The organism is Halomonas sp. NPDC076908 (assembly GCF_050269715.1).
Lineage (GTDB): Bacteria > Pseudomonadota > Gammaproteobacteria > Pseudomonadales > Halomonadaceae > Vreelandella.
In genome coordinates this window covers 148,706-169,290 of sequence record NZ_JBNNIW010000004.1, presented here as the reverse complement: position 1 = coordinate 169,290, position 20,585 = coordinate 148,706, and the positions used below count along the sequence as shown (strand labels likewise).

The following is a 20,585-nucleotide window of genomic DNA, read 5'->3' as shown; positions in this document are numbered from 1 at the left end:
TACAAGAAGACCGACAGCTTTTTCGGCACGTCGTTTTACACCCTGGACGTGTCGGGTGAGACCCCGCTGATCACAAGAAAAGTCGTGCAGTTGAATAACGACTATATCCATCAAGTCATCGACGTGTATCACGTCTGATTAGCTCTAATAAGACAGGGATGTCACTTACTGCGTTAACAGCGTAGCCAAAAATAACTCAACAACAACTAAACCCTGGTAACTAAATAATGAAAACATTTAAAAAGACCTCCCTAGCAGCTTTGATGAGCGCTACTACTCTGATGTCAGCAAGCGTAATGGCTAATGATGGACCAGTGAAGCTTGGCCTGATGCTGCCTTATTCCGGTACCTATACTGCGCTCGGTGAAGCCATTACTAACGGCCTGAAACTTGCCATTGAACAAGAGGGAGGCCAGTTGGGTGGTCGTGAAGTGGAGTACGTTCAACTTGATTCAGAGGCTGACCCTTCTAAAGCACCACAAAATATGAGTCGTCTGGTTAATAGGGACGAGGTTGACTTCGTTATCGGCCCCGTACACTCCGGCGTTGCCATGGGTATGTTGCGAGTCGCTCAGCAGACCGGTGCGATTATGATTATTCCCAATGCTGGGCTAGGTGCCGCGACGAATGAACTGTGTATGCCAAACGTTTTCCGCACATCTTTCAGCATGTGGCAGGACAGTTATCCAATGGGCAAGGTGGCCTACGATCAAGGGCATCGTGAAATTGTCACTATTACCTGGGATTACGCCGGTGGCAAAGAAGATCTCGCGGGTTTTGAAGAAGCATTTACCGCTGAAGGCGGCGAGATCGTCGAACAAATTTTAGTACCCTTCCCCAGCACTGAATTTCAGAGTTATCTAACGCAAATAGCCAGCTTGGCACCAGACGCTGTGTACACCTTCTTTGCTGGCGGTGGCGGAGTAGGTTTTGTGAGGGATTATGCAGCGGCAGGCTTAAAGGAGAGCATACCGCTGTTAGGCTCCGGCTTTCTTACCGAAGGTAACCTAGCTGCTTTAGGGGATGCGGGTGAAGGCGTGATGACAACACTGCACTATGCCGAGACGTTAGAAAATGAGCAGAACCAAGCCTTCGTTGCCGCCTACGAAAGTGCTTACGGTGAAATGCCCGATACCTATGCGGTACAAGGCTACGATACGGGCATGATGCTAGTTCAAGCGCTCTCTGTACTGGGAGGTGACACCTCTGATCAAGAGCGGCTGATAGATGTATTAGCCAATGTTCAATTGGCAAGTCCACGCGGGCCTTTAAGCTTCTCAGACTCCCACCATCCCATTCAAAATATTTACCTTCGCGAGATCCGCGATGGTAAGCACGAAGTTGTCAGCATCGCTGCCGAGAATCTAGAAGTACCCGATGAAGCCTGTCAGATGTAGCAACGTCTTTAGGCATCCTGGGGCGGGCATGACCCGCCCCTTACTATGATTCTCGGAGGGATCGTATGGATCTCGCATTTTTCAGCGTACAGCTACTTAACGGTCTGCAGTACGGTCTGCTGCTTTTTTTGATTGCCAGCGGTCTGACGTTGATTTTCGGCATTATGGGAATCATCAATCTGGCCCACGGCGCCATGTATATGATTGGTGCCTATTTGGTTTATGACCTGACTATGAGACTGGGCAATTTTTGGTTGGCCATTGTTGTGGCTATTCCCATTGCTATTGCACTGGGCCTTATTATCGAACGGCTGTTTCTCGATACGCTTTACAAACGTGACCACCTTTATCAGGTGCTGCTTACCTTTGGCATGATTTTAGTGCTCAACGAAGTACAGCGCATTATTTGGGGAGGCAATGTGCACAGCGTGCCGGTACCTGCACCGTTTGATTCCAGTATCCAACTGACGGCCAACCTGCGCTATTCGGTCTACCGCCTATTTGTGATGGGGGTCTGCTTAGCATTGGCTGGTGTTATTTATTGGATTATTCGTCATACGCGCCTGGGCATCATTATTCGCGCTGGGGCGGTCAATCGCGACATGGTGGAAGGTTTAGGCATCAATGTACGCACGTTCTTTACCCTCATTTTCAGCGCTGGTGTTGCTCTGACTGCCTTCGCTGGCATGATCGCCGCGCCGCTCACCTCCATCACCCCCGGTATGGGCGATAGCATTCTTATCACCTGTTTCGTGGTCGTGGTGATTGGCGGTATCGGTTCTATTAAAGGAGCGTTTTGGGGCGCCATTATTATTGGCATGGCGACTACGTTTGGTTCCGTGCTGATCCCGAGTCTCGCCAGTATGGTGATCTACCTGATTATGGCGGCCGTGCTGCTAGTTAAACCACGCGGCTTGTTCGCGTGAGGAGAATAAGAAATGTTGCATAGATATCCCAAGCGCGTTGCGATCATCATGCTGGTATTGACGGCTTTGGTGGCAACATTTCCTCTTTGGGGGGAAGCCGCATTTGGTAATCAAGCCAACTTTATGTTGGAGAAACTGACTTTCATGCTGATTCTTGCGCTTTTTGCTATGAGCTTGGATCTATTGGTGGGGGTTTTAGGCTTAGTGAGCCTGGGGCATGCGCTATTTTTTGGCCTTGGTGCTTACACACTGGCATTAGCCAGCCCTGATTTCAGTCCGGCATCAATGTGGTGGATGCTGCCTTTGGTAATGGGTATTTCTGCCTGTGTCGGGTTACTAATCGGCGTGTTAGTGATCCGCACGAAAGGCATCTTCTTTATTATGACCACCCTGGCGTTTGGTCAGATGCTTTATTACTTCGTTAGTACTTCCCGATTTGCGGGGGGCACCGATGGGGTTTTCATCATGTTCCGCCCCAGCTTGGCGATAGGAGAAAGCACGCTGCTGGATCTTGATAACCCTTACAGTTTCTTTTACTTCTGTTTGGGCATGCTGTTGATCGGTTATCTCTTCCTACGCTGGTTAACACGCTCCTATTTCGGGCAAGTGCTCGACGGCATTCATGACAACGAGCATCGTATGCAGGCCTTAGGTTATGCCACCGGCGGTTACAAACTGATTGCCTTTGTTATCTCAGGGGTGATGGCCGCAATTGCTGGCATGTTAGCCGCTATGCAGTACGGTTTTGCTAATCCAGCACAGTTAGGTTGGCACACTTCTGGCGAGGTGTTGATGATGCTGATTTTAGGTGGAATGGGAACCATCTTTGGCCCTATTTTAGGTGCCTTCGCCTACGAAATTCTGCTCTTTACCTACGAGCATATGACGACTCACTGGCCGATACTAATGGGGCTGACCATCATCGCCGCCGTTTTAGTGCTTCCACGTGGTATTGCGGGCTTGATTATCGCACCACCCTGGAAACGCAAGCATCAAACGACGACTGAACCCATCGAAAATCCCAAAGCGTCTCCCTCCGCTCAACCCGTCACCAACAGTAAGGAGGGTTGAGCTATGCGCGATGAAATCATATTAGCCACCCAAGGTTTGACCCGTCGATTTGGTGGTTTAGTAGCGGTCAATGATGTCGATTTTGATGTTAAGTCCAATGAGATTCACGCTATTTTGGGTCCTAATGGCGCGGGTAAAAGTACGCTCATTAATTTGCTTTCCGGTGAGATGCCTCCCTCTGAAGGCCAGGTGCTTTATCGCAGCCAGCCGATTCAAGGTAAAAATTCGCGCCAGATCGCGCGCATGGGGATTGGGCGCAGCCACCAGAAGACCAACATATTCCCTCGTCTTAATTGCCTTCAGAACTGCGAGTTGGCTGCGCGTATTCATATGGGGGGAGTATTTGGCAGTTGGCGTTCTCGGCAAAAAGCCTTTGCAGTGAGCGAGCGTGCTCAAGAGGTGCTAGATACCTGCCAATTAACTCATCGCGCTTATACAACCGCATCAGACATGAGCTATGGCGAGCAGCGCCAACTCCAGATCGCGATGGTGCTGGCGACAGCACCGTCGCTAATGCTGCTCGATGAGCCGATGGCCGGTATGGGGCGAGAAGAAACAGCGCAGGTAACTGAACTGCTCGCAAGCCTAACAGACCGTTATACGTTGGTACTGATTGAGCACGATATGGATTCAGTGTTTCGCTTGGCGGATCGCATCACGGTGATGGTTGATGGCTGTGTTTTGGAGAGTGGTCCGACTGAACAGATACGCACCAGCGAACAGGTGCGCGATGTCTACCTGGGGCGTCATGATAAAGGGGCAACCGCATGAGTGCAGACAACACAACCACTCCCTTGATTGACGCGCGGGGGCTGCATACTTACTACGGTGAGAGCCATGTTTTACATGGGGTGGATTTAACCCTTATGCAAGGCGAGACGCTGAGTCTTCTGGGACGTAACGGTATGGGCAAAACCACGACGCTAAAATCGATTCTGGGATTTGTTCCGCCGCGGCGTGGCGAGGTTTTTATTAAGGGTGTCTCAGCCACCAAGCGGCGCCCCTGGCAACTGATTCGACAAGGTATCGGCTACGTTCCGGAAGGGCGCGGTATTTTTCCAGGCATCAGCGTGCGAGAGCACCTCATTATGGCTGCGCGTCCCAATGAGCGAGGAGAGACTCCTTGGACGCTGGAGCGTGTATTGGATACGTTCCCGCGGTTGAGCCAACGTATTAACCACGATGGTGCCTTACTATCAGGCGGTGAGCAGCAGATGCTCTCGATTGGCCGCGCGCTGACAACCAATCCTGATCTGATGATCCTTGATGAAGCGACCGAAGGTCTTGCGCCGCTGATCCGCGATGAAATTTGGAAGATCATCCGTGAAATTAAAGCAACCGGTATTTCCACTATTATCGTCGATAAAAATATCGATCACCTACTCGATATAGCCGAGCAGCACCTGCTACTGGTCAAAGGCGAAGTGGTCTATAGCGGTGATTCGCAGGGATTAAAAGAAAACCCTAAGATCCTTGAAACTTATCTCGGTGTTGCCTAATACGATGCCGACGAGGCTGCCTTGTCGGCGTTGTTAGCTATTAACGGCTAAATCCAGCGACATTAGGAAATTTGTTACATGCAATTTCATAAGGACTTGTCGATTCCAGCGATCACCGCTGGCTTTGTAGCGGTGTTGATCTCTTACTCTGGTCCGCTCGCTATCTTTTTCCAGGCGGCTCAAAGCGCCGAAATATCAAGCGCCATGATGACGTCTTGGGTCTGGGCCATCTCTATCGGTGCCGCCATATCAGGTATTTTCCTTAGCCTGTGGCTGAAGGTGCCGGTGGTAACCGCATGGTCAGCACCTGGCACAGCACTATTGGTGACTCTGTTTCCGGGATTATCACTGAATGAAGCGGTAGGTGCTTATCTGACGGCAGCGATAATCATTTTTGTGATCGGTGTTACAGGCTCTTTTGACCGTATTATTCAGATGATTCCACCCGGCATTGCCAGCGCAATGATGGCGGGCATTCTTTTCCAGTTCGGTATAGGAATCTTCACTTCATTGGAGAGTGTGCCAGCGCTGGCGATTGGAATGATCATCGCTTATCTACTATTTAAGCGGCTAACCCCGCGCTATAGCTTGGTACTGCTGTTGGGGGTGGGCATCGTTTTGGCGGTGTTTATCGAAGGAGCCAGTTTAGATGGCGTTTCTGTCCAGCTTGCTGAGCCACAGTTCATCCACCCTGAGTGGACCTGGAACGCTACCTTGAGCTTAGCCCTCCCACTGGTGCTCGTGAGCCTCACCGGACAGTTTTTACCGGGCATGGCGATCATGCGAAGCTCTGGATATAACACGGCGGCCAAGCCAATTGTCACCGTGGCGAGTTTAACCTCTTTTTTCACTGCCTTTTTCGGCGGTATTACCACGGTGGTCGCCGCGATTACGGCGGCGATTTGCACTAGTAAGGAAGCCCACGAAGATCCTGACAAGCGCTACATCGCTGGTGTCGCGAATGGTGTTTTCTACCTAATTGGTGGCATCTTTGCAGGCACAATTGTGGCGCTATTCACCTCGTTGCCGGGAGAGTTTGTTGCCGTACTGGCGGGGCTAGCGCTGATTGGGGCTATTACCAGCAATATAAGTGCATTTGCAGCCGAAAAGAGTCACTTGGAAGCCTCTGTACTTACTTTTGTTGCCACAGCGTCGGGCATCAGTTTTTTAGGACTCGGCTCCGCTTTTTGGGGGGTAATCGTTGGGGCACTTGCCTACAACTTATTGCACCGCCCCTTTCTCTCGCTTAACCAAAAAGCTCAAAAATAACAGTAATTACTATAGTGGTAGCAGAGGTGTGACCATGGAAAAAATAGTGGTAGCGATCGACGATAGTGAAACCTCCTTACTTGCTTTGGCATTTGGTCAAAGATTTGCCACGCAACTTGGAGCGGATTTAAGCGCTGTTTCGGTGGTGCCGGAGCAGGGCGACGTAGCAGCGCGGCGCTCTACGTTGCAGGCACGAATGATGGCTTCTCATCTAGAAGAATTAAACCTCGATGTGATTGCCCATAGTAGCGCTAAAGAGTATCTCGGCCAGCTTGCCAGTGACAAAGATATTGGTCTATGCATGATGGCGCACGGTCGACGGCCCGTGTCCGAAATGCTTATAGGGAGCGTAACGGCAGGCGTTGTGCGACGAGCGCTTCGTCCGGTTTACTTGTGCGGGCCACGTTATAATAGCCTTATTCACCAGCGGGTTGAGGTCTTCGCCGTGTGTGTGGATGGATCGACATTGTCCGAGCAGATCCTCCCCTATGTGGCCGCTCTGGCTAAGCGTTTGGGCGCGCGTTTGCAACTGTTACAAGTGATGGAAAACAGCGCTTCAAGAAAACCATCGGCTTTAGGTCATGCCGACGTGATGGAATCGAGCTATTTAAGCGCGCTGGCGCGACGTGTCGAGAGTGAACAAAAACTCGAGGTTGATTGGGAAGTGCTGCATGGCGACCCCGCGGATTCTATTGTCAGCTACTTGGCTGATAGCCATAACACTATGCTCGCAATGACCACTCATGGCCGCAGTGGCCTTTCGCAAGTGGTGGCAGGCAGTGTCAGCCATGAAGTGCTGCACGAGGCTTGTTGCCCCGTGGCCGTTCTGCGACCTTGAACCACTGGCTTGCTGAAATTATGGGTAACGCCCCGAGCGGCGATTCTCAACGAGGACTTCTAAAATAGCATTAGCTTCCAGCATAAGCGCGGAGGGCTTTTCTCCGCGGCGACGGCTGCAGATAACAGGAGAAGTAATAGACTTATCCGCTAATGCAACGTAGGTAATGCCGTCACGCTGCACCCGCTTTACCTGCTCTGGAACAATGGTAATGCCGATACCTGAGGCAACGAGGCTAAGCGCTGTTTGCACCTCGTTGGCTTCCTGCACAACTTCGACCTTCAATCCTTGACGGCGGAAAATTCCCAATACCATATCGGCAAGGCTAGGGCGGGGTTTGGCCGGGAAGAGAATTAACGGATAGCGCGCCAGCTCTTCACAGGTAGGAGTAGTGCCCTCTAGCGGGTGGCCGCTAGAGAGCGCTGCAATTAATGGCTCATCAAAGAGGATCTCTTGCTCAACGTCAGGGTCATCGATGCGTAAACGCCCGAACCCCATATCGATGCGGCCTGCTTTGAGTGCCTGGATTTGTTGTACCGTTGTAAGTTCGGCCAGAGAGAGCTCCACATTGTCCATTCGGCGTAGATCACGCACCAGCATGGGTAGTTGCCCGTAAAAAACTGAAGGCACAAACCCAATGCCGAATAGCGCGCGCTTGCTGCGCGCCATATGTCGAGTAGCTTCAATGGTGACTTCTACTTTCTCTAGTATCTGTAGAGCGTGCTGTTGAAAAAACACACCTGAAGGCGTTAGGCGCAAGCCTCTAGAACTTCTCTCAAATAGCTCTGCACCAACTTCTTGTTCTAATTGCTTAATTTGGCGCGAAAGAGGGGGCTGCGACATGTGTAAACGTTCGGCAGCGCAGGTGAAATTAAGCTCTTCGGCAACAATACAGAAGTACCTCAGGTGGCGTAGTTCCATGATACCTCCAAGGTATGAGTGGCTACTTAAATAATATTTGTTTTGTGTTTCTGATAATTTCAAGCTGGCTAGTATTCTCATGCATCACATTTTTTAACTAACCCAATGAGGCGATACAAAGCTATCAGGGTTTATGCGTGAGAAAGTGAAATATCGTCTAAGACTTTAGTAATAAAAGACATAATAAATAGAGGTGAACTCGCCATGTATACCCGTATTCTCGTGCCTATTGATGGTTCTGAGCACGCTAAGCAAGCGCTGTCAGTAGCTTGTAAATTATTAGATGAAAATGCCACGCTTTATTTACTGCACGTACCAGAAGCGCTGTCCTATACCACCACACTGGTATGGGGAATTGGTGCTGTTAATGCCGAAGCAACACTCGCTGAACGGGAGAAAGCGGGCGAGCAGTTGCTACAGCAAGCTGCTAAGTCGGCACGCGAGCAAGGTGCCAAGCAAATCGAAGAGCTACTTACCCAGGGCGATCCGGTGCGGGTAATTTTAGACTCTGCTAATGCATTTGATATCGATACGATTGTGTTGGGAAGCCGTGGATTAAGCAATTTAGGCAGTGTTGTCATTGGTAGTGTCTCGCACAAAGTGAGTCACTCTGCTAAATGTGGTGTGATTACTGTGAGGCAGTAAGCGTTGATATCAGCGTGTGTCACAATTCCGCCGTGTACAGGTTCTACGTTAAGAAATTAACTTGCCGCCTAACTCACCGTCACCCATGCTCTTAATTGGATGAAGTCGTGATGGGTGTTGGCTAAAACGAAACATTAGGACGTTTGAAATGGCAAAATTCTTCCAGGAATTCCGCGAGTTTGCGGTAAAGGGCAACGTCGTCGATATGGCGGTGGGGATCATTATTGGCGGGGCGTTCACGCTGATTGTGCAGAGCTTGGTGGCGGATGTAATGAACCCGCTGATTGGCTTACTAGTGGGAGGCGTCGATTTTTCAAATCTGTTTGTGGTTCTGCGTGAAGGGGGAGTGGCGGGTCCTTATGCGACGCTCGCGGATGCGCAGGCAGCAGGGGCGGTAACGCTAAACCTAGGGCTATTTATCAATGCGGTGGTTAGTTTTACGATTGTCGCGTTTGTGGTCTTTCTGTTGGTGCGTACTATCAACCGTTTGAAGCGTGAAGAGGCAGTAGCGCCAGCAAGTCCTACGGAGCAGCCTTGCCCTTACTGTTTAATGGTGGTGCCGATTAAAGCCACGCGCTGCGGCCACTGTACGGCGACGTTGTCTCAGCCTGAGGTGGCAGAAACATTGGTTGAACCCACTGTTTCACCCGGTATGCCTCCAGCTAAACGGTAACCTACTAAAAAGGGCGCCTCCTTGAAGAGGCGCCCTTTTACGTTATACCAGCAGCATTTGTGATTACGCGCGTTTCTTAATGGTTTTGCTGTCTGGTTTTTTAACTTCTGGCTTTTTGCTGTCGTTGGCATCGCTTGGCTGAGGCAGCGAGGGTAGCGATTTGGCCAACATTTCAACGCTATGGCGATAGTAGAGCTGACTTTTGTTATGCTCGCCAAGGCTTGCATAGAGACGGGCAAGCTCAGCGCATACTTCGCCATTAGGGCGCTGGCGCTGGCTGGCTTCAAAGTACTCCAGCGCTTTTTCCCACTTGCCGGTGCGTAGTGAAAGCCGGCCACAGGCGAGCAGCAGCTCGGGATCGTTGGGGCGCTCCTGCAACCACTTTTCAGCTTTAACGAGCTGGCGAGCAGCATCTACGTTCAGCAGGCCATAGCGTTTTACCAGGCGTGCATCCCAGTGGTGATCCAGCGAGTGGTTAAGCAGGCGTTCAGCAATCGGCTCTTCATTGGCGTGAATTAACGCCTCTGTGTAGAGCACAATCAGCTCAGTATTGCCGCGCAGGTAGTCCGGCATATCTGCCCAAAGACCACGTACCCGCTCAATATCGCTGGGGTTATGACCTTCAAAAATAATCAGCTCACGGTAGGCTTTAAACTCTAACTGCTCGCGCTCCTGCTGAGTGATCAGCTTTTGTGCAGCCAAACGCGGAATCAAACGCCGTAGGCCTTCCCAGTCGTTGACACTCAAATGCACCTGCTTGAGTAGCTTTAATACCTGCGGATGGTTAGTCAGCTTCTTATCCAAGCGATTAAGGATCGCCAGCGCTTCTTCTGGCTGCTGACGCTCAATCATCATCTGCGCCTGCATTAACCCTACCGCGGTATCGGCGCCTTCAGTGGTTAACTGCGCCTGATTGAGGTGTTCCTGAGATTTAGTGTAATTGCCTTGATAATGGGCTGCCAACGCTGCAGAGAGGTAGTTCACCAGCGGCGTGCTGGAGTCATCGGCGGCGTTAACCAGGGTTCTTTCGGCCTTTTTCCAACGGCCTTCAGTCAGTGCGACTAAGCCGCGAACGGTGCGCTGCATGGCACGACGATTACGGGCACGGCTATTCCAGCTGCGGAAGCGTCCCATGGGGCGAATAATGCCGCTGAGCAGGCGTAAAGCAAAATGCAGCACAATAAAGGCAGCGAACAGCAGCACCAGTCCAAACCAAAACGAGGTTTGCATGGAGGTGTCGCCGACACGAATAAGCCAATAGCCAGGCACCGACATCATCAGGTGCCCAAACAGGGCACCGACGGCAAGGCCTGCAACAATCAGGAGAATAAGCTTTCTCATGAGTCACCTCCGCTCTGGTCACGCGACGCATAGCGGTTCTCGATAAAGCGTGCTAACTCCTGCTGTGAAGCACTGATATCCGGAAGCTCTGGTTTTACCTGGGCTTGTTGAAGCTCTTGAAGGCGCGCGATAACGCTCTGCGCTTCTTCACGTGAGGTGTCGTAATAGCCGTTCAGTAGTTCCAGCGCCTTGTCGATGCTAGCTTCATAAAGCGCCTGCTCTTCGTTGAGCAGCGCCAGCTGAGATTGCTCTAACACAAGGCGCAGACTTTGACGCAGATAAGACTCTTGCTCGGGCGTCACCAGTGCTTCCAGCGCTTCATCGTGATGGCGAATCACCACCAAGTCTTTGAGCTCCTGACCGAAGCGCGCCAACTGGCGCTGGAAAGTGCCGGTTGGTGGCTGTTCGATACCGGACGTTACCGCACGCTCTTCAATTTCTTGAGAAAGGCGTAGGCCAGAAATACGCTCCTGCTGGGCATTCAGCGCTAGGTAGAGGCCTGTACGGTCAACCTGGGGCACGGCATCAAGTGCGGCCAGCTCACTGGCAATTTCACGGCGTACGCTGGTTAGCGCGGGGTTGTCAGCATCCACCAGACGAGCATCGGCGGTGCGCAGCAGGGCCGCGGAGCCTTCAACATCGCCTTCTAGCTGCAGGCGTTGGTTGGCCAAGCGCAGCAGATAAGCGGCTTCAGCATGCAGCCAATCACGATCGTCGGTTTCCTGCTCTTGAGAAAGCTGGTCAAGCACCTGGCCTAAGGTGTCATCAACGTCGCTACGGTAACTGGCAAACTCATCGCGAAGCTCATCCAGATTACTTTGTAAGGCCTCATCGCGTTCAGCTTCACCGCTGTCGAAGCGTGCTTCAAGGTCGCTGACTGCCTGTTGGGTAGCGCTACCTTCAGCCTGTTGCGCCAACTCGTTGATACGCTGTTGCTGGCTCTCTAAACGTTGCCAGCCTTGCCAAGCGATAAACGTTAGTGCAACCGCCAGGATAATCACCAAGACAATGGCCAAGCCGCTACCTTTACCGCCGCCATTGCCTTGGTGGCTTGTCGTGGCGAGAGGCGGCGTACCTTTTGAACCCCCATCAGACGCAGGCGGTGGTGCGCCTGGCTTTGATGTGCCAGGCGTAGATGCGCTGGACGATGATTTATTGGGCGCTGATGTACTGTGCGTTGATGCAGCAGGCGCAGGCTTAGCGGTAGAGGGAGTCGTACTGGTCAAAGGCGTCGCCGTATCGCTGGTGGAATCTTTTAAGGTGTTTGGCGCGCTGGCGCTTGTTGCCGGCGTTGTGGTGCTTTTATCGGTGCTGGCGGAGCTAGCGTTGGTTGAGCTGGTGCTAGTAGCATTTTTGCCACGTCGCCGCGAACGGCTGTTTTTCGCGCCGTTTTGCGGAGGCGTCGTGGAACTTGGCGTTTTAGCGGCATCACCCCATGCTTTTTCTGAACCAGGTGGTGTGCTGGTGGACGCGGCAGTGTCAGTCGTTATTCCACTCTCTTGAGAGGCATCGACGGACGTCTTTTGCACATCGTCCTGATCGTTTGGTTGTTTGCTCATCTGTCGCTAGCCCTTGTTAAGTTCCTTGATCAACATCGGCACCCGTTGGGTGGCTGTTCCAAGCCAGCGCGGCTTTTAGCGCTGCCGGCGTTGCTCCCGACGCTACCCTGAGGTTACAAAATCCCAGTGTACCGGCCAGTGTAGCTAAACGGCGACTGGAAACGATTAGCGGTTGGTTCAACGCTACTTGGTCGCACCATTTTGCCAGATGTTCTAGTAGTTCGCCGCTGGTGACGATTAACGCCCGGTAATTACCCGCCGCAAGACGTGCCTGTAGGGCGGGTGTGGGTGGCTGCAAGATGCGCCGATAGGTGGCTAATCGCGTTACGCTTGCGCCACGCTCAGTCAAGCTGTCCGTCAATAATGTACGACCACCTTCACCCGCTACCAGTAGAATACGCTGGTGGTCACACTTTCGTAGCGAAGCTAGTGCTAATAATGCTTCACTAGTGTCTTCGCCTGCCTGTGGAGGGGGGATATGAACGCGTACCCCCAACTGCTCAAACAGTATACGAGCCGTCGCACTGCCGACGCTGTAATAATCAATCCCCATGGGTAGCTGCGGCCAGTAGCGATCTACTGCTTCGCACAAACAGAGTGCCGCGAAGGGGCTGACAACCACTATCTTATGGTACTGATCAATATCCAGCCAGATTTGGCGCATGGCAGGGTCTTCTGGCAATGGCTCAAGCTGCATGATGGCCAGTTGCTCGACCTCAGCACCTTGTTCACGCAAGGCATCCGCCAGCGCTTCACCGCGCTCACCAGGTCGACAGATCAGCACCGGAAGGCTCATGGCTCGTTGCTCATAGCTCGTTGCCGTAAACCTCTGCCAATATATCCCCTGCGCCTTGATCAAGCAGGTCTTCAGCAACGCGAATACCTAACGCCTCGGGTTCGTGCATTGAGCCGCTACCTTCGGCGCGAATAACTTCGGTGCCTTCAGGGTTGCCGACCAAGCCGCGCAACCAAATGGTTTCATTAACGGTATCCAGAATGGCGTGGCCCGCAATGGGCACTTGGCAACCACCCTCCAGGCGCGTATTCATCGCCCGTTCGGCGCGCACGCGCGTTGCAGTATCAGCATCATCCAACGGGGCTAATAGCGCAATCAGCTCGGGGTCGTGAAGGCGGCACTCAATGCCCAATGCGCCTTGGCCACAGGCGGGCAAGCACACTTCTGGCGGTAACGCCTGGGCAATCCGCTCATCTAGACCTAGGCGCTTTAAGCCCGAGGTAGCGAGAATAATGGCGTCAAACTCGCCAGCATCTAATTTGGCGAGTCGTGTTTGCACGTTGCCGCGCAGATTAAGAATTTGCAGATCTGGCCGGGCTTCGCGCATTTGTAGGCCACGGCGAAGGCTGGCTGTGCCAATGCGCGCCCCTTCGGGTAGCTCATCAATGTTAGAGTAGTGATTCGATACAAACGCATCGGTGGGATCGGCGCCCACTAAGATGACTGACAAGCCCAGCCCTTCCGGAAAGTGCATCGGCACATCCTTCATGGAATGCACCGCGATATCGGCGCGGCCATCCAGCATGGCATCTTCCAGTTCTTTAACGAATAATCCTTTACCGCCAATTTTTGAAAGTGGCGTGTCGAGAATTTTATCGCCCTTGGTAGATAAAGGCACGAGCTCAACGTCGAGCCCGCTGTGTGCCGCCATTAAACGGTCGCGAACGTACTCAGCCTGCCACATGGCCAATTGGCTTTTACGCGTGGCGATGCGCAGTTTTGTGATAGATAGCACGTACTTCTCCCTATACCGCAGACACGGCGAGTCAAGCTATGATAGTTATCATCATAAAGCACCGAGCGCCACAGTAAAAATGAAGGGGCTAATTATAGTCTCCGCAGCGTGTGTTCCTCATCCCTAGGAAGCCTTATGCCCTCAGTGTTACCTCACGGCCAGTTGGATCAGTTTTTCCTGCTTTCGCAGGATCTGTTCTGTTGTCTTGATTTTGAGGGCAAGCTGCTCCAGGTCAATCCTGCCTTTGAGGCACTACTGGGCTATTCGTCGGATGCGTTGGTCGGTCGCCGTTGTGGCGTTGTCGTAGACCCACAGGATCACCCGGTGATTGAGGTAGCGCTGGCGCGTATGCAGAAAGGGGAAGTCATTGCTGCTTTTGAAGTGCGCGCACTGTCGGCATCAGGTGAAACCCACTGGATTGAAATTACCCCAAGTACTGGTGGCGACATTATTTATATTATTGCGCGGGTAATTACGGGGCATAAACAGGCAGAAGCGCAGTTGCTGCGTAACCAGCGGTTGTTTCAAATTGCTGGCGAGACGGCGCTCATTGGCGGCTGGTATGTCGATATGGCGGACGGGGTGCCTATTTGGTCGGATGAGCTTAGCCATATTCATGGAATGCCCTCAGGGTTTCAGCCGACGATGGCAGAGGCTTTCAATTTTTATGCCCCCGGTTCTCAGGAGCGCCTTTTAGAGGCGTTTAATGCCTGCTGTGAGCGCGGCGTTAGCTTTGATGATGAATTTGAAGTAATTACTCAGCAGGGCAAGCACCTTTGGGTGCGGGCTATTGGTAAAGCAGTACGCGATGCAGAAGGCACTATTATCCAGGTGCAGGGGGCGTCGCAAGATATCACCGAGCAGAAACAACTGCGGGAAAATTTAACTCAGCTTGCGCAACGACTCACCACAACGCTTGACAGTATCACTGATGGTTTCTTTACCCTAGATACTCGCTGGCACTTTACCTACGTTAATCGTGAGGCGGAGCGTATTTTACAGCGCCGCGAAGGCGAGCTTCTGGGCCAACATATCTGGCAGAGCTTTCCTGATGCAGAAGGCAGCCGTTTTGATGATGAGTATCAACGCGCTGCCAGACAACAAAAGGCGGTACATTTTGAAGCCTACAATCCGCGGCTGGGATTATGGCTTGAGGCGCACGTATACCCTTCCGCTGAAGGTCTTACGGTCTATTTTCGCGATATCACCGAGCGCAAAGCGAGTGAGCACCAGCTGAAACTGCTGGAGCGTAGCGTTGAATCAAGTACCAACGGCGTCATCATTGTTGACGCCCAAAGCAGCGATCTTCCGATGGTCTATGTGAATACCGCTTTCGAGCGGATTACCGGCTATTCACGTGACGAAGCGTTGGGGCGCAATTGCCGTTTCCTACAAGGCGAAGACACTGACCCCGCCGCGATTAAGTTGCTGCGTGAAGGGGTTGCCGAACAGCGTGAAGTGCACGTGGTGATGCGTAACTATCGGCGTAATGGGGCAGTGTTTTGGAATGATCTGTACATTTCACCTGTCCGCGATGAGATGGGCTTGGTTACCCACTATTTAGGGGTTCAGAATGATGTTTCTGAACAGCGTGAATACCAGACGCAGCTTACCTATAACGCTAATCATGACGCGCTAACGGGGCTACCCAATCGCGTCATGCTTAGTCAGCTTTTGGAACAGGGATGTGTGTTGGCGCGCCGTTATCAGCGCTATATAGCCGTCCTGTTCATTGATTTAGATGACTTCAAGCCGATTAACGATACGCTCGGCCATGATGTAGGCGACTTTATTTTGATTGAGGTCGCTAAGCGCCTAGAGGACGAGCTACGCCCCTGGGATACCGTGGCGCGCTTTGGCAGCGATGAATTCGTTGTTCTACTGCCAGATCTAGCCCATGAAAGCGATGTGATTCAAGTCGTCGAGCGTGTGCTGCAGCGCCTTTCACCGCCTTACTGGTATCGCGACAGTGAGTTACACATTACCGCCAGTATTGGCATCGCCATCAATGACGGCAGCACAGAAAACCCTCGCCAGTTGATTCAGCAGGCTGATTTGGCCATGTACAAGGCCAAACGACGTGGCCGTAACACTTACCATTGGTATACCGAAGACTTGAATCGCAAGGTTAGCCAGCGGGTGAGCCTGCGCAGTGCGCTGCAGCAAGCGATCGAAAAGCAGCAGTTTGAGCTCCACTACCAACCCCAAGTTCATGCGCCGAGTGGTCGCGTGGTCGGCGTAGAGGCATTGATCCGCTGGCAGCATCCGCAGCGCGGTAATATCCCCCCGTCTGACTTCATCAGCCTGGCAGAAGATACCGGTCAGATAATTCCCATCAGTGAATGGGTGCTGGCCACTGCCTGTAAAGATGCTCGCAAGATCAATAGCCTAGGTTTTGGTGAAATCACCATGGCAGTCAATATTTCGCCAATGCAGTTTCAACGGCCGGGGTTTTTAGCCTCTATTGAGCAAGTATTAGCTGACAGCGGCTTAACGCCTGCGCTTTTAGAGCTGGAGTTAACTGAAGGCGTGATGATGGACAGCACTGAGCAAGCCATCCAAGTGCTACAAGATTTACGCACGTTGGGAATACTTATTGCCCTGGATGACTTTGGAACAGGCTTCTCCAGCCTGAGCTACCTAAAGCGTCTGCCGATTAATAGAATCAAAATTGATCGCTCTTTTGTTCGCGATGTCATCACTGACATCAATGATGCGGCCATTATTGATGGCGTCGTTGCCATGGCGGGAAAAATGGGGTTAGAGGTGTTAGTAGAGGGCGTGGAGACGTGGGAGCAGTTCGCCTACTTAGAACAGCGTAAGTGTGACTATTTTCAGGGTTACTACTTTGCTCGCCCCATGCCCCTCAGCGCTCTCTGTGCGTTTCTGAACTTACCGCCCGCGTTTACTGCTCGCTGAGCGACGACTCTGGTACACTTTCCGCAACGACTCCCACTTTCCGTAACGACTTTTACGTTTTGTCAGCAGGATATACCTTCGATGAGCCAAGCTACGAATCAGTCTTGGGGCGGTCGCTTTAGCGAGCCCACCGATGCCTTTGTCGCACGCTTCACTGCGTCTGTTACTTTCGACCAGCGCTTAGCGCGTCAAGATATTCAGGGCTCCATTGCCCATGCCGCGATGCTGGCCCGCGTGGGCGTGCTGACCGATGACGAGCGCGATGCCATTATCAACGGTCTGAACGAGATTCAGGGTGAGATTGAGCGTGGCGAATTCAACTGGTCGGTGCCGCTTGAAGATGTGCACATGAACATCGAAGCACGGCTGACCGACAAAATCGGCATTACCGGCAAAAAGCTGCACACCGGGCGTTCGCGCAACGACCAGGTAGCCACCGATATCCGCCTGTTTATGCGCGATGAGATTGATGTCATTGAAGTGGAATTGAAGCGCCTGCGCGAAGGCATGATTGAGCTTGCCGACCGTGAAGCCGACACTATTATGCCGGGCTTTACGCATCTGCAGACCGCCCAGCCGGTTACCTTTGGTCACCATATGTTGGCGTGGCAAGAGATGCTGGCCCGGGATCACGAGCGCTTATTAGACTGCCGTAAGCGCGTTAACGTGATGCCGCTGGGGGCCGCCGCGCTGGCCGGGACGACCTACCCGATTGATCGCCACGTAACAGCAGAGCTACTAGGCTTTGACCGCCCGGCGGAAAACTCGCTAGACGCCGTTTCAGATCGTGATTTTGCGATTGAATTTACTAGCTTCGCCAGCATCCTATTGATGCACTTGTCGCGCATGAGCGAAGAGCTGGTGTTGTGGACCAGCGCCCAGTTTAACTTTATTGATCTGCCCGACCGCTTCTGCACCGGCTCATCTATCATGCCGCAGAAGAAGAACCCCGACGTACCTGAACTGGTACGCGGTAAAACCGGACGTGTGTATGGCCACTTAATGGCGCTGCTGACGCTGATGAAGTCCCAGCCGCTGGCCTACAACAAAGATAACCAGGAAGATAAAGAGCCGCTGTTTGATGCCGTGGATACTGTGCGCGACTGCTTAAAAGCATTTGCCGATATGGTGCCTGCCATCGAGCCGAAAAAAGCCAGCATGTATGAAGCAGCGCGACGCGGCTTTTCTACCGCCACAGACTTGGCCGACTACTTGGTGCGCAAAGGTGTAGCGTTCCGCGATGCTCACGAAATCGTTGGTCAGTCGGTGGCTTACGGCCTTAAAACTGAAAAAGATCTCTCCGAAATGAGCCTTGATGAGTTGAAACAGTTCTCCGACATTATTGAGCAGGATGTCTTTGAGGTGTTGACCCTGGAAGGCTCGGTGGCTGCGCGTAATCACATTGGTGGCACGGCGCCGAACCAGGTGCGCGCTGCTGCCCAGCGAGCGCGTGAGGCCTTAAGCGCGCTCAAGGCGGGCGCATGAAAGCGCTAGTAGCCGTTGCCTTTGCGGCATTGCTGTTAACTGGCTTGGCTGGCTGTGGTCAAAAAGGGCCGCTGTATCTGCCTGAGGATGAACCCGCTACCGCGCCGTCTGACCCAGGGGCAGAATAAACAGCCTAAGGCGCAGCAGAAGGAGAGAGCACCATGGATTATTTTAATTACCGCGATGGCGTGCTGTATGCCGAAGACGTGCCGCTGTCACGGATTGCCGACGAGTACGGCACGCCCTGCTACGTCTACTCAAAAGCAACCTTTGAACGCCATTTTCGCGCCTATACCGAAGCGTTGGGCAGCCATCCGCATCTCATTTGTTACGCGGTAAAGGCCAACTCCAACCTGGCAGTGCTGGGCCTGTTGGCCAAGCTTGGCGCAGGGTTTGATATTGTCTCCATCGGTGAGCTTGAACGTGTGCTCCAGGCTGGTGGCGACCCGGCCAAAGTAGTATTTTCCGGCGTAGCTAAGCAGGCCCACGAAATGGCCCGCGCGCTTGAAGTGGGCATTAAGTGCTTTAACGTCGAGTCGCGCCCAGAACTTGAGCGTTTGAATCGCGTCGCGGGGGAGCTGGGTAAAATTGCACCGGTGTCGCTGCGGGTGAACCCGGACGTGGACGCGGGTACCCACCCTTACATCTCAACCGGTTTGAAGGACAACAAGTTCGGTATTCCAGTCGATGCAGCGCTGGATGTCTACGAACTTGCGGCAAGCCTGCCCAACCTGCAGGTGAAGGGGCTCGATTGCCACATTGGCTCGCAACTGACTGAAACAGCACCGTTCTTGGATGCGCTGGATCGCTTGCTAATGCTGATGGAGCGGCTACGTGAGCGGGGTATCGAAATCGAGCACCTCGATTTAGGCGGCGGTTTGGGCGTGCCCTATCGCGATGAAAAACCGCCCCAGCCGTTCGATTACGCTAGCCAGTTGCTAGCACGGTTATCGCGCTGGGAAGGGGGCGAAGCACTTATGCTGCTGTTTGAGCCCGGCCGTTCGATTGCCGCCAATGCGGGTGTCATGCTGACCCGGGTGGAGTTTCTTAAGCCCGGCGAAACCAAGAATTTTGCGATTGTCGATGCGGCCATGAACGACTTAATTCGCCCTGCGCTGTATCAGGCATGGCAGGCGATTGTGCCTGTTGATACTCGCGAAGTGCGCGAAAGCGCCCTTTACGATGTGGTCGGCCCGGTATGTGAAACCGGTGACTTCCTGGGCAAAGAGCGTGAGCTGGCGATTGCCGAAGGGGATTTGTTGGCAGTGCGTTCGGCAGGCGCTTACGGGTTTGTCATGGCGTCAAACTACAACAGCCGACCACGCGCCGCTGAGCTGATGGTTGATGGCGACCGTTGTCATGTGGTGCGGGCGCGGGAAACCATTGCTAGCCTGTGGGCGGGTGAGGCTCTGCTGCCTGAAGGGGGGCGCTGATGCTATTACATTTCACCAAGATGCATGGTCTGGGCAATGACTTTGTCATGGTCGATCTAGTTACTCAGCGCGCCCGACTGGACGAAGCCCAAATTCGTGCGTTGGCTGACCGGCGCTTTGGCATTGGTTTTGACCAGCTGTTGGTCGTCGAACCGCCCCAGAATCCAGAGATGGATTTTCGCTACCGTATTTACAATGCTGACGGCAGTGAAGTAGAAAATTGCGGCAACGGCGCGCGCTGCTTTGCCCGTTTCGTGCGTGATCAGCGCTTGACCCATAAGCACGAAATTCATGTGGAAACCGCCGGCGGGCCGCTGGTGCTCACTGTACAGCTCGATGGCATGGTGCGGGTCGACATGGGGCGACCGCGGTTTAGCCCCATGGCACTGCCGTTTGACGCGCCTGGCGATCAGCCGCTACATGCCTTAGAAGTGGGCGGTGAAACGCTGCGGATTGGCGTGGTTTCCATGGGTAACCCCCACGCGGTGCTGCAGGTGGACAGCGTCGACACTGCGCCGGTCGAGCGGCTGGGGCCATTGGTGGAAGCGCATCCCCGCTTCCCCAAGCGTGTTAACGTAGGCTTTATGCAGATACTCTCGCCCAGTGAGATTCGCTTACGCGTCTATGAGCGTGGCAGCGGTGAAACGCTTGCCTGCGGCACGGGTGCCTGCGCGGCGGTGGCCAGTGGTATTCGCCAAGGGCTGTTAAAAAGTCCCGTAAAAGTCCACTTGCCTGGTGGAGAGCTCAGCATCGAGTGGCCTGATCCTGAAGGGGCGCTAATCATGGTGGGCCCTGCGACACGCGTCTTTGATGGCCGCGTAGCGATCAGTTAAGCAGCACTCAATTAATCCGAGGAGA

Annotated in this window: 20 protein-coding genes; 15 read left to right on the top strand and 5 right to left on the bottom strand. The window is 53.1% G+C overall.

The genetic code is table 11. The features are described from left to right. The first annotated feature begins 263 nt into the window (after positions 1–263). The 7 genes from ACQKE4_RS04055 to ACQKE4_RS04025 all read left to right on the top strand — a co-directional run bounded on the left by ACQKE4_RS04055 (position 264) and on the right by ACQKE4_RS04025 (position 7,000). Positions 264–1,397 (top strand): ABC transporter substrate-binding protein, encoded by a 1,134-nt coding sequence (locus tag ACQKE4_RS04055; protein ID WP_290836603.1) that lies wholly within the window; start codon positions 264–266, stop codon positions 1,395–1,397. 65 nt (positions 1,398–1,462) lie between these two features. Then, complete coding sequence (locus ACQKE4_RS04050) at positions 1,463–2,323, top strand: branched-chain amino acid ABC transporter permease (protein WP_427387013.1); 861 nt, start codon at positions 1,463–1,465, stop codon at positions 2,321–2,323. Positions 2,324–2,335: 12 nt separating this feature from the next. Next, positions 2,336–3,394, top strand: a complete 1,059-nt coding sequence (locus ACQKE4_RS04045; RefSeq protein WP_427387012.1) for a branched-chain amino acid ABC transporter permease — start codon at positions 2,336–2,338, stop codon at positions 3,392–3,394. A gap of 3 nt (positions 3,395–3,397) precedes the next feature. After that, positions 3,398–4,165, top strand: a complete 768-nt coding sequence (locus ACQKE4_RS04040) for an ABC transporter ATP-binding protein (protein WP_427387011.1) — start codon at positions 3,398–3,400, stop codon at positions 4,163–4,165. After that, positions 4,162–4,893 (top strand): ABC transporter ATP-binding protein, encoded by a 732-nt coding sequence (locus tag ACQKE4_RS04035; RefSeq protein ID WP_427387010.1) that lies wholly within the window; start codon positions 4,162–4,164, stop codon positions 4,891–4,893. Before ACQKE4_RS04040 ends, ACQKE4_RS04035 begins: the two co-directional genes overlap by 4 nt. 78 nt (positions 4,894–4,971) lie before the next feature. After that, complete coding sequence (locus ACQKE4_RS04030; protein WP_427387009.1) at positions 4,972–6,162, top strand: benzoate/H(+) symporter BenE family transporter; 1,191 nt, start codon at positions 4,972–4,974, stop codon at positions 6,160–6,162. A gap of 34 nt (positions 6,163–6,196) precedes the next feature. Continuing rightward, complete coding sequence (locus ACQKE4_RS04025; RefSeq protein WP_427387008.1) at positions 6,197–7,000, top strand: universal stress protein; 804 nt, start codon at positions 6,197–6,199, stop codon at positions 6,998–7,000. A gap of 18 nt (positions 7,001–7,018) precedes the next feature. Here ACQKE4_RS04025 and ACQKE4_RS04020 read toward each other — a convergent pair whose 3' ends face one another. After that, positions 7,019–7,921: a LysR family transcriptional regulator gene (locus ACQKE4_RS04020; RefSeq protein WP_427387007.1), complete on the bottom strand. Its 903-nt coding sequence runs from the start codon at positions 7,919–7,921 to the stop codon at positions 7,019–7,021. Positions 7,922–8,125: 204 nt separating this feature from the next. Between ACQKE4_RS04020 and ACQKE4_RS04015 the strand changes: the two genes are divergently transcribed. Together ACQKE4_RS04015 and mscL are read left to right on the top strand one after the other, a co-directional pair. After that, the gene (locus ACQKE4_RS04015; protein ID WP_290834370.1) at positions 8,126–8,566 is read left to right on the top strand and encodes a universal stress protein; all 441 of its coding nucleotides are present in this window, start codon (positions 8,126–8,128) and stop codon (positions 8,564–8,566) included. Positions 8,567–8,714: 148 nt separating this feature from the next. Further along, positions 8,715–9,239, top strand: a complete 525-nt coding sequence (mscL, locus tag ACQKE4_RS04010) for a large-conductance mechanosensitive channel protein MscL (protein ID WP_427387006.1) — start codon at positions 8,715–8,717, stop codon at positions 9,237–9,239. Between the two features lie 63 nt (positions 9,240–9,302). Here the strand turns inward: mscL and ACQKE4_RS04005 are convergent, their stop codons facing one another. Next, positions 9,303–10,580 (bottom strand): heme biosynthesis HemY N-terminal domain-containing protein, encoded by a 1,278-nt coding sequence (locus ACQKE4_RS04005; protein WP_427387005.1) that lies wholly within the window; start codon positions 10,578–10,580, stop codon positions 9,303–9,305. Then, positions 10,577–11,596, bottom strand: coding sequence for a uroporphyrinogen-III C-methyltransferase (locus ACQKE4_RS04000; protein WP_427387004.1), 1,020 nt, complete (start codon positions 11,594–11,596; stop codon positions 10,577–10,579). Before ACQKE4_RS04000 ends, ACQKE4_RS04005 begins: the two co-directional genes overlap by 4 nt. Between ACQKE4_RS04000 and ACQKE4_RS03995 the strand changes: the two genes are divergently transcribed. Beyond that, positions 11,589–12,083, top strand: coding sequence for a hypothetical protein (locus ACQKE4_RS03995; RefSeq protein ID WP_290834362.1), 495 nt, complete (start codon positions 11,589–11,591; stop codon positions 12,081–12,083). The genes ACQKE4_RS04000 and ACQKE4_RS03995 overlap by 8 nt on opposite strands. A 72-nt stretch (positions 12,084–12,155) precedes the next feature. On the opposite strand, the gene ACQKE4_RS03990 is transcribed toward ACQKE4_RS03995, so the two are convergent. Together ACQKE4_RS03990 and hemC are read right to left on the bottom strand one after the other, a co-directional pair. Continuing rightward, the gene (locus ACQKE4_RS03990; protein ID WP_290834360.1) at positions 12,156–12,935 is read right to left on the bottom strand and encodes a uroporphyrinogen-III synthase; all 780 of its coding nucleotides are present in this window, start codon (positions 12,933–12,935) and stop codon (positions 12,156–12,158) included. A 10-nt stretch (positions 12,936–12,945) separates the two neighbouring features. Then, entirely contained in the window at positions 12,946–13,890 is a 945-nt protein-coding gene (gene hemC, locus ACQKE4_RS03985) for a hydroxymethylbilane synthase (RefSeq protein ID WP_290834358.1), read from the bottom strand. 135 nt (positions 13,891–14,025) lie between these two features. Between hemC and ACQKE4_RS03980 the strand changes: the two genes are divergently transcribed. From ACQKE4_RS03980 to dapF, 5 genes are all read left to right on the top strand, one after another. Beyond that, the gene (locus ACQKE4_RS03980; protein ID WP_427387003.1) at positions 14,026–16,809 is read left to right on the top strand and encodes an EAL domain-containing protein; all 2,784 of its coding nucleotides are present in this window, start codon (positions 14,026–14,028) and stop codon (positions 16,807–16,809) included. 81 nt (positions 16,810–16,890) lie between these two features. Then, on the top strand, positions 16,891–18,294 hold the full coding sequence (gene argH / locus ACQKE4_RS03975; RefSeq protein ID WP_290671533.1) for an argininosuccinate lyase: 1,404 nt from the start codon (positions 16,891–16,893) through the stop codon (positions 18,292–18,294). Next, positions 18,291–18,422 (top strand): LPS translocon maturation chaperone LptM, encoded by a 132-nt coding sequence (gene lptM, locus ACQKE4_RS03970; RefSeq protein WP_427387002.1) that lies wholly within the window; start codon positions 18,291–18,293, stop codon positions 18,420–18,422. Before argH ends, lptM begins: the two co-directional genes overlap by 4 nt. Before the next feature lie 33 nt (positions 18,423–18,455). Continuing rightward, a complete protein-coding gene (gene lysA, locus ACQKE4_RS03965; protein WP_427387001.1) occupies positions 18,456–19,727 on the top strand; it encodes a diaminopimelate decarboxylase in 1,272 nt (423 codons plus the stop codon). After that, complete coding sequence (gene dapF, locus ACQKE4_RS03960) at positions 19,727–20,560, top strand: diaminopimelate epimerase (RefSeq protein ID WP_427387000.1); 834 nt, start codon at positions 19,727–19,729, stop codon at positions 20,558–20,560. Before lysA ends, dapF begins: the two co-directional genes overlap by 1 nt. Positions 20,561–20,585 lie beyond the last annotated feature (25 nt).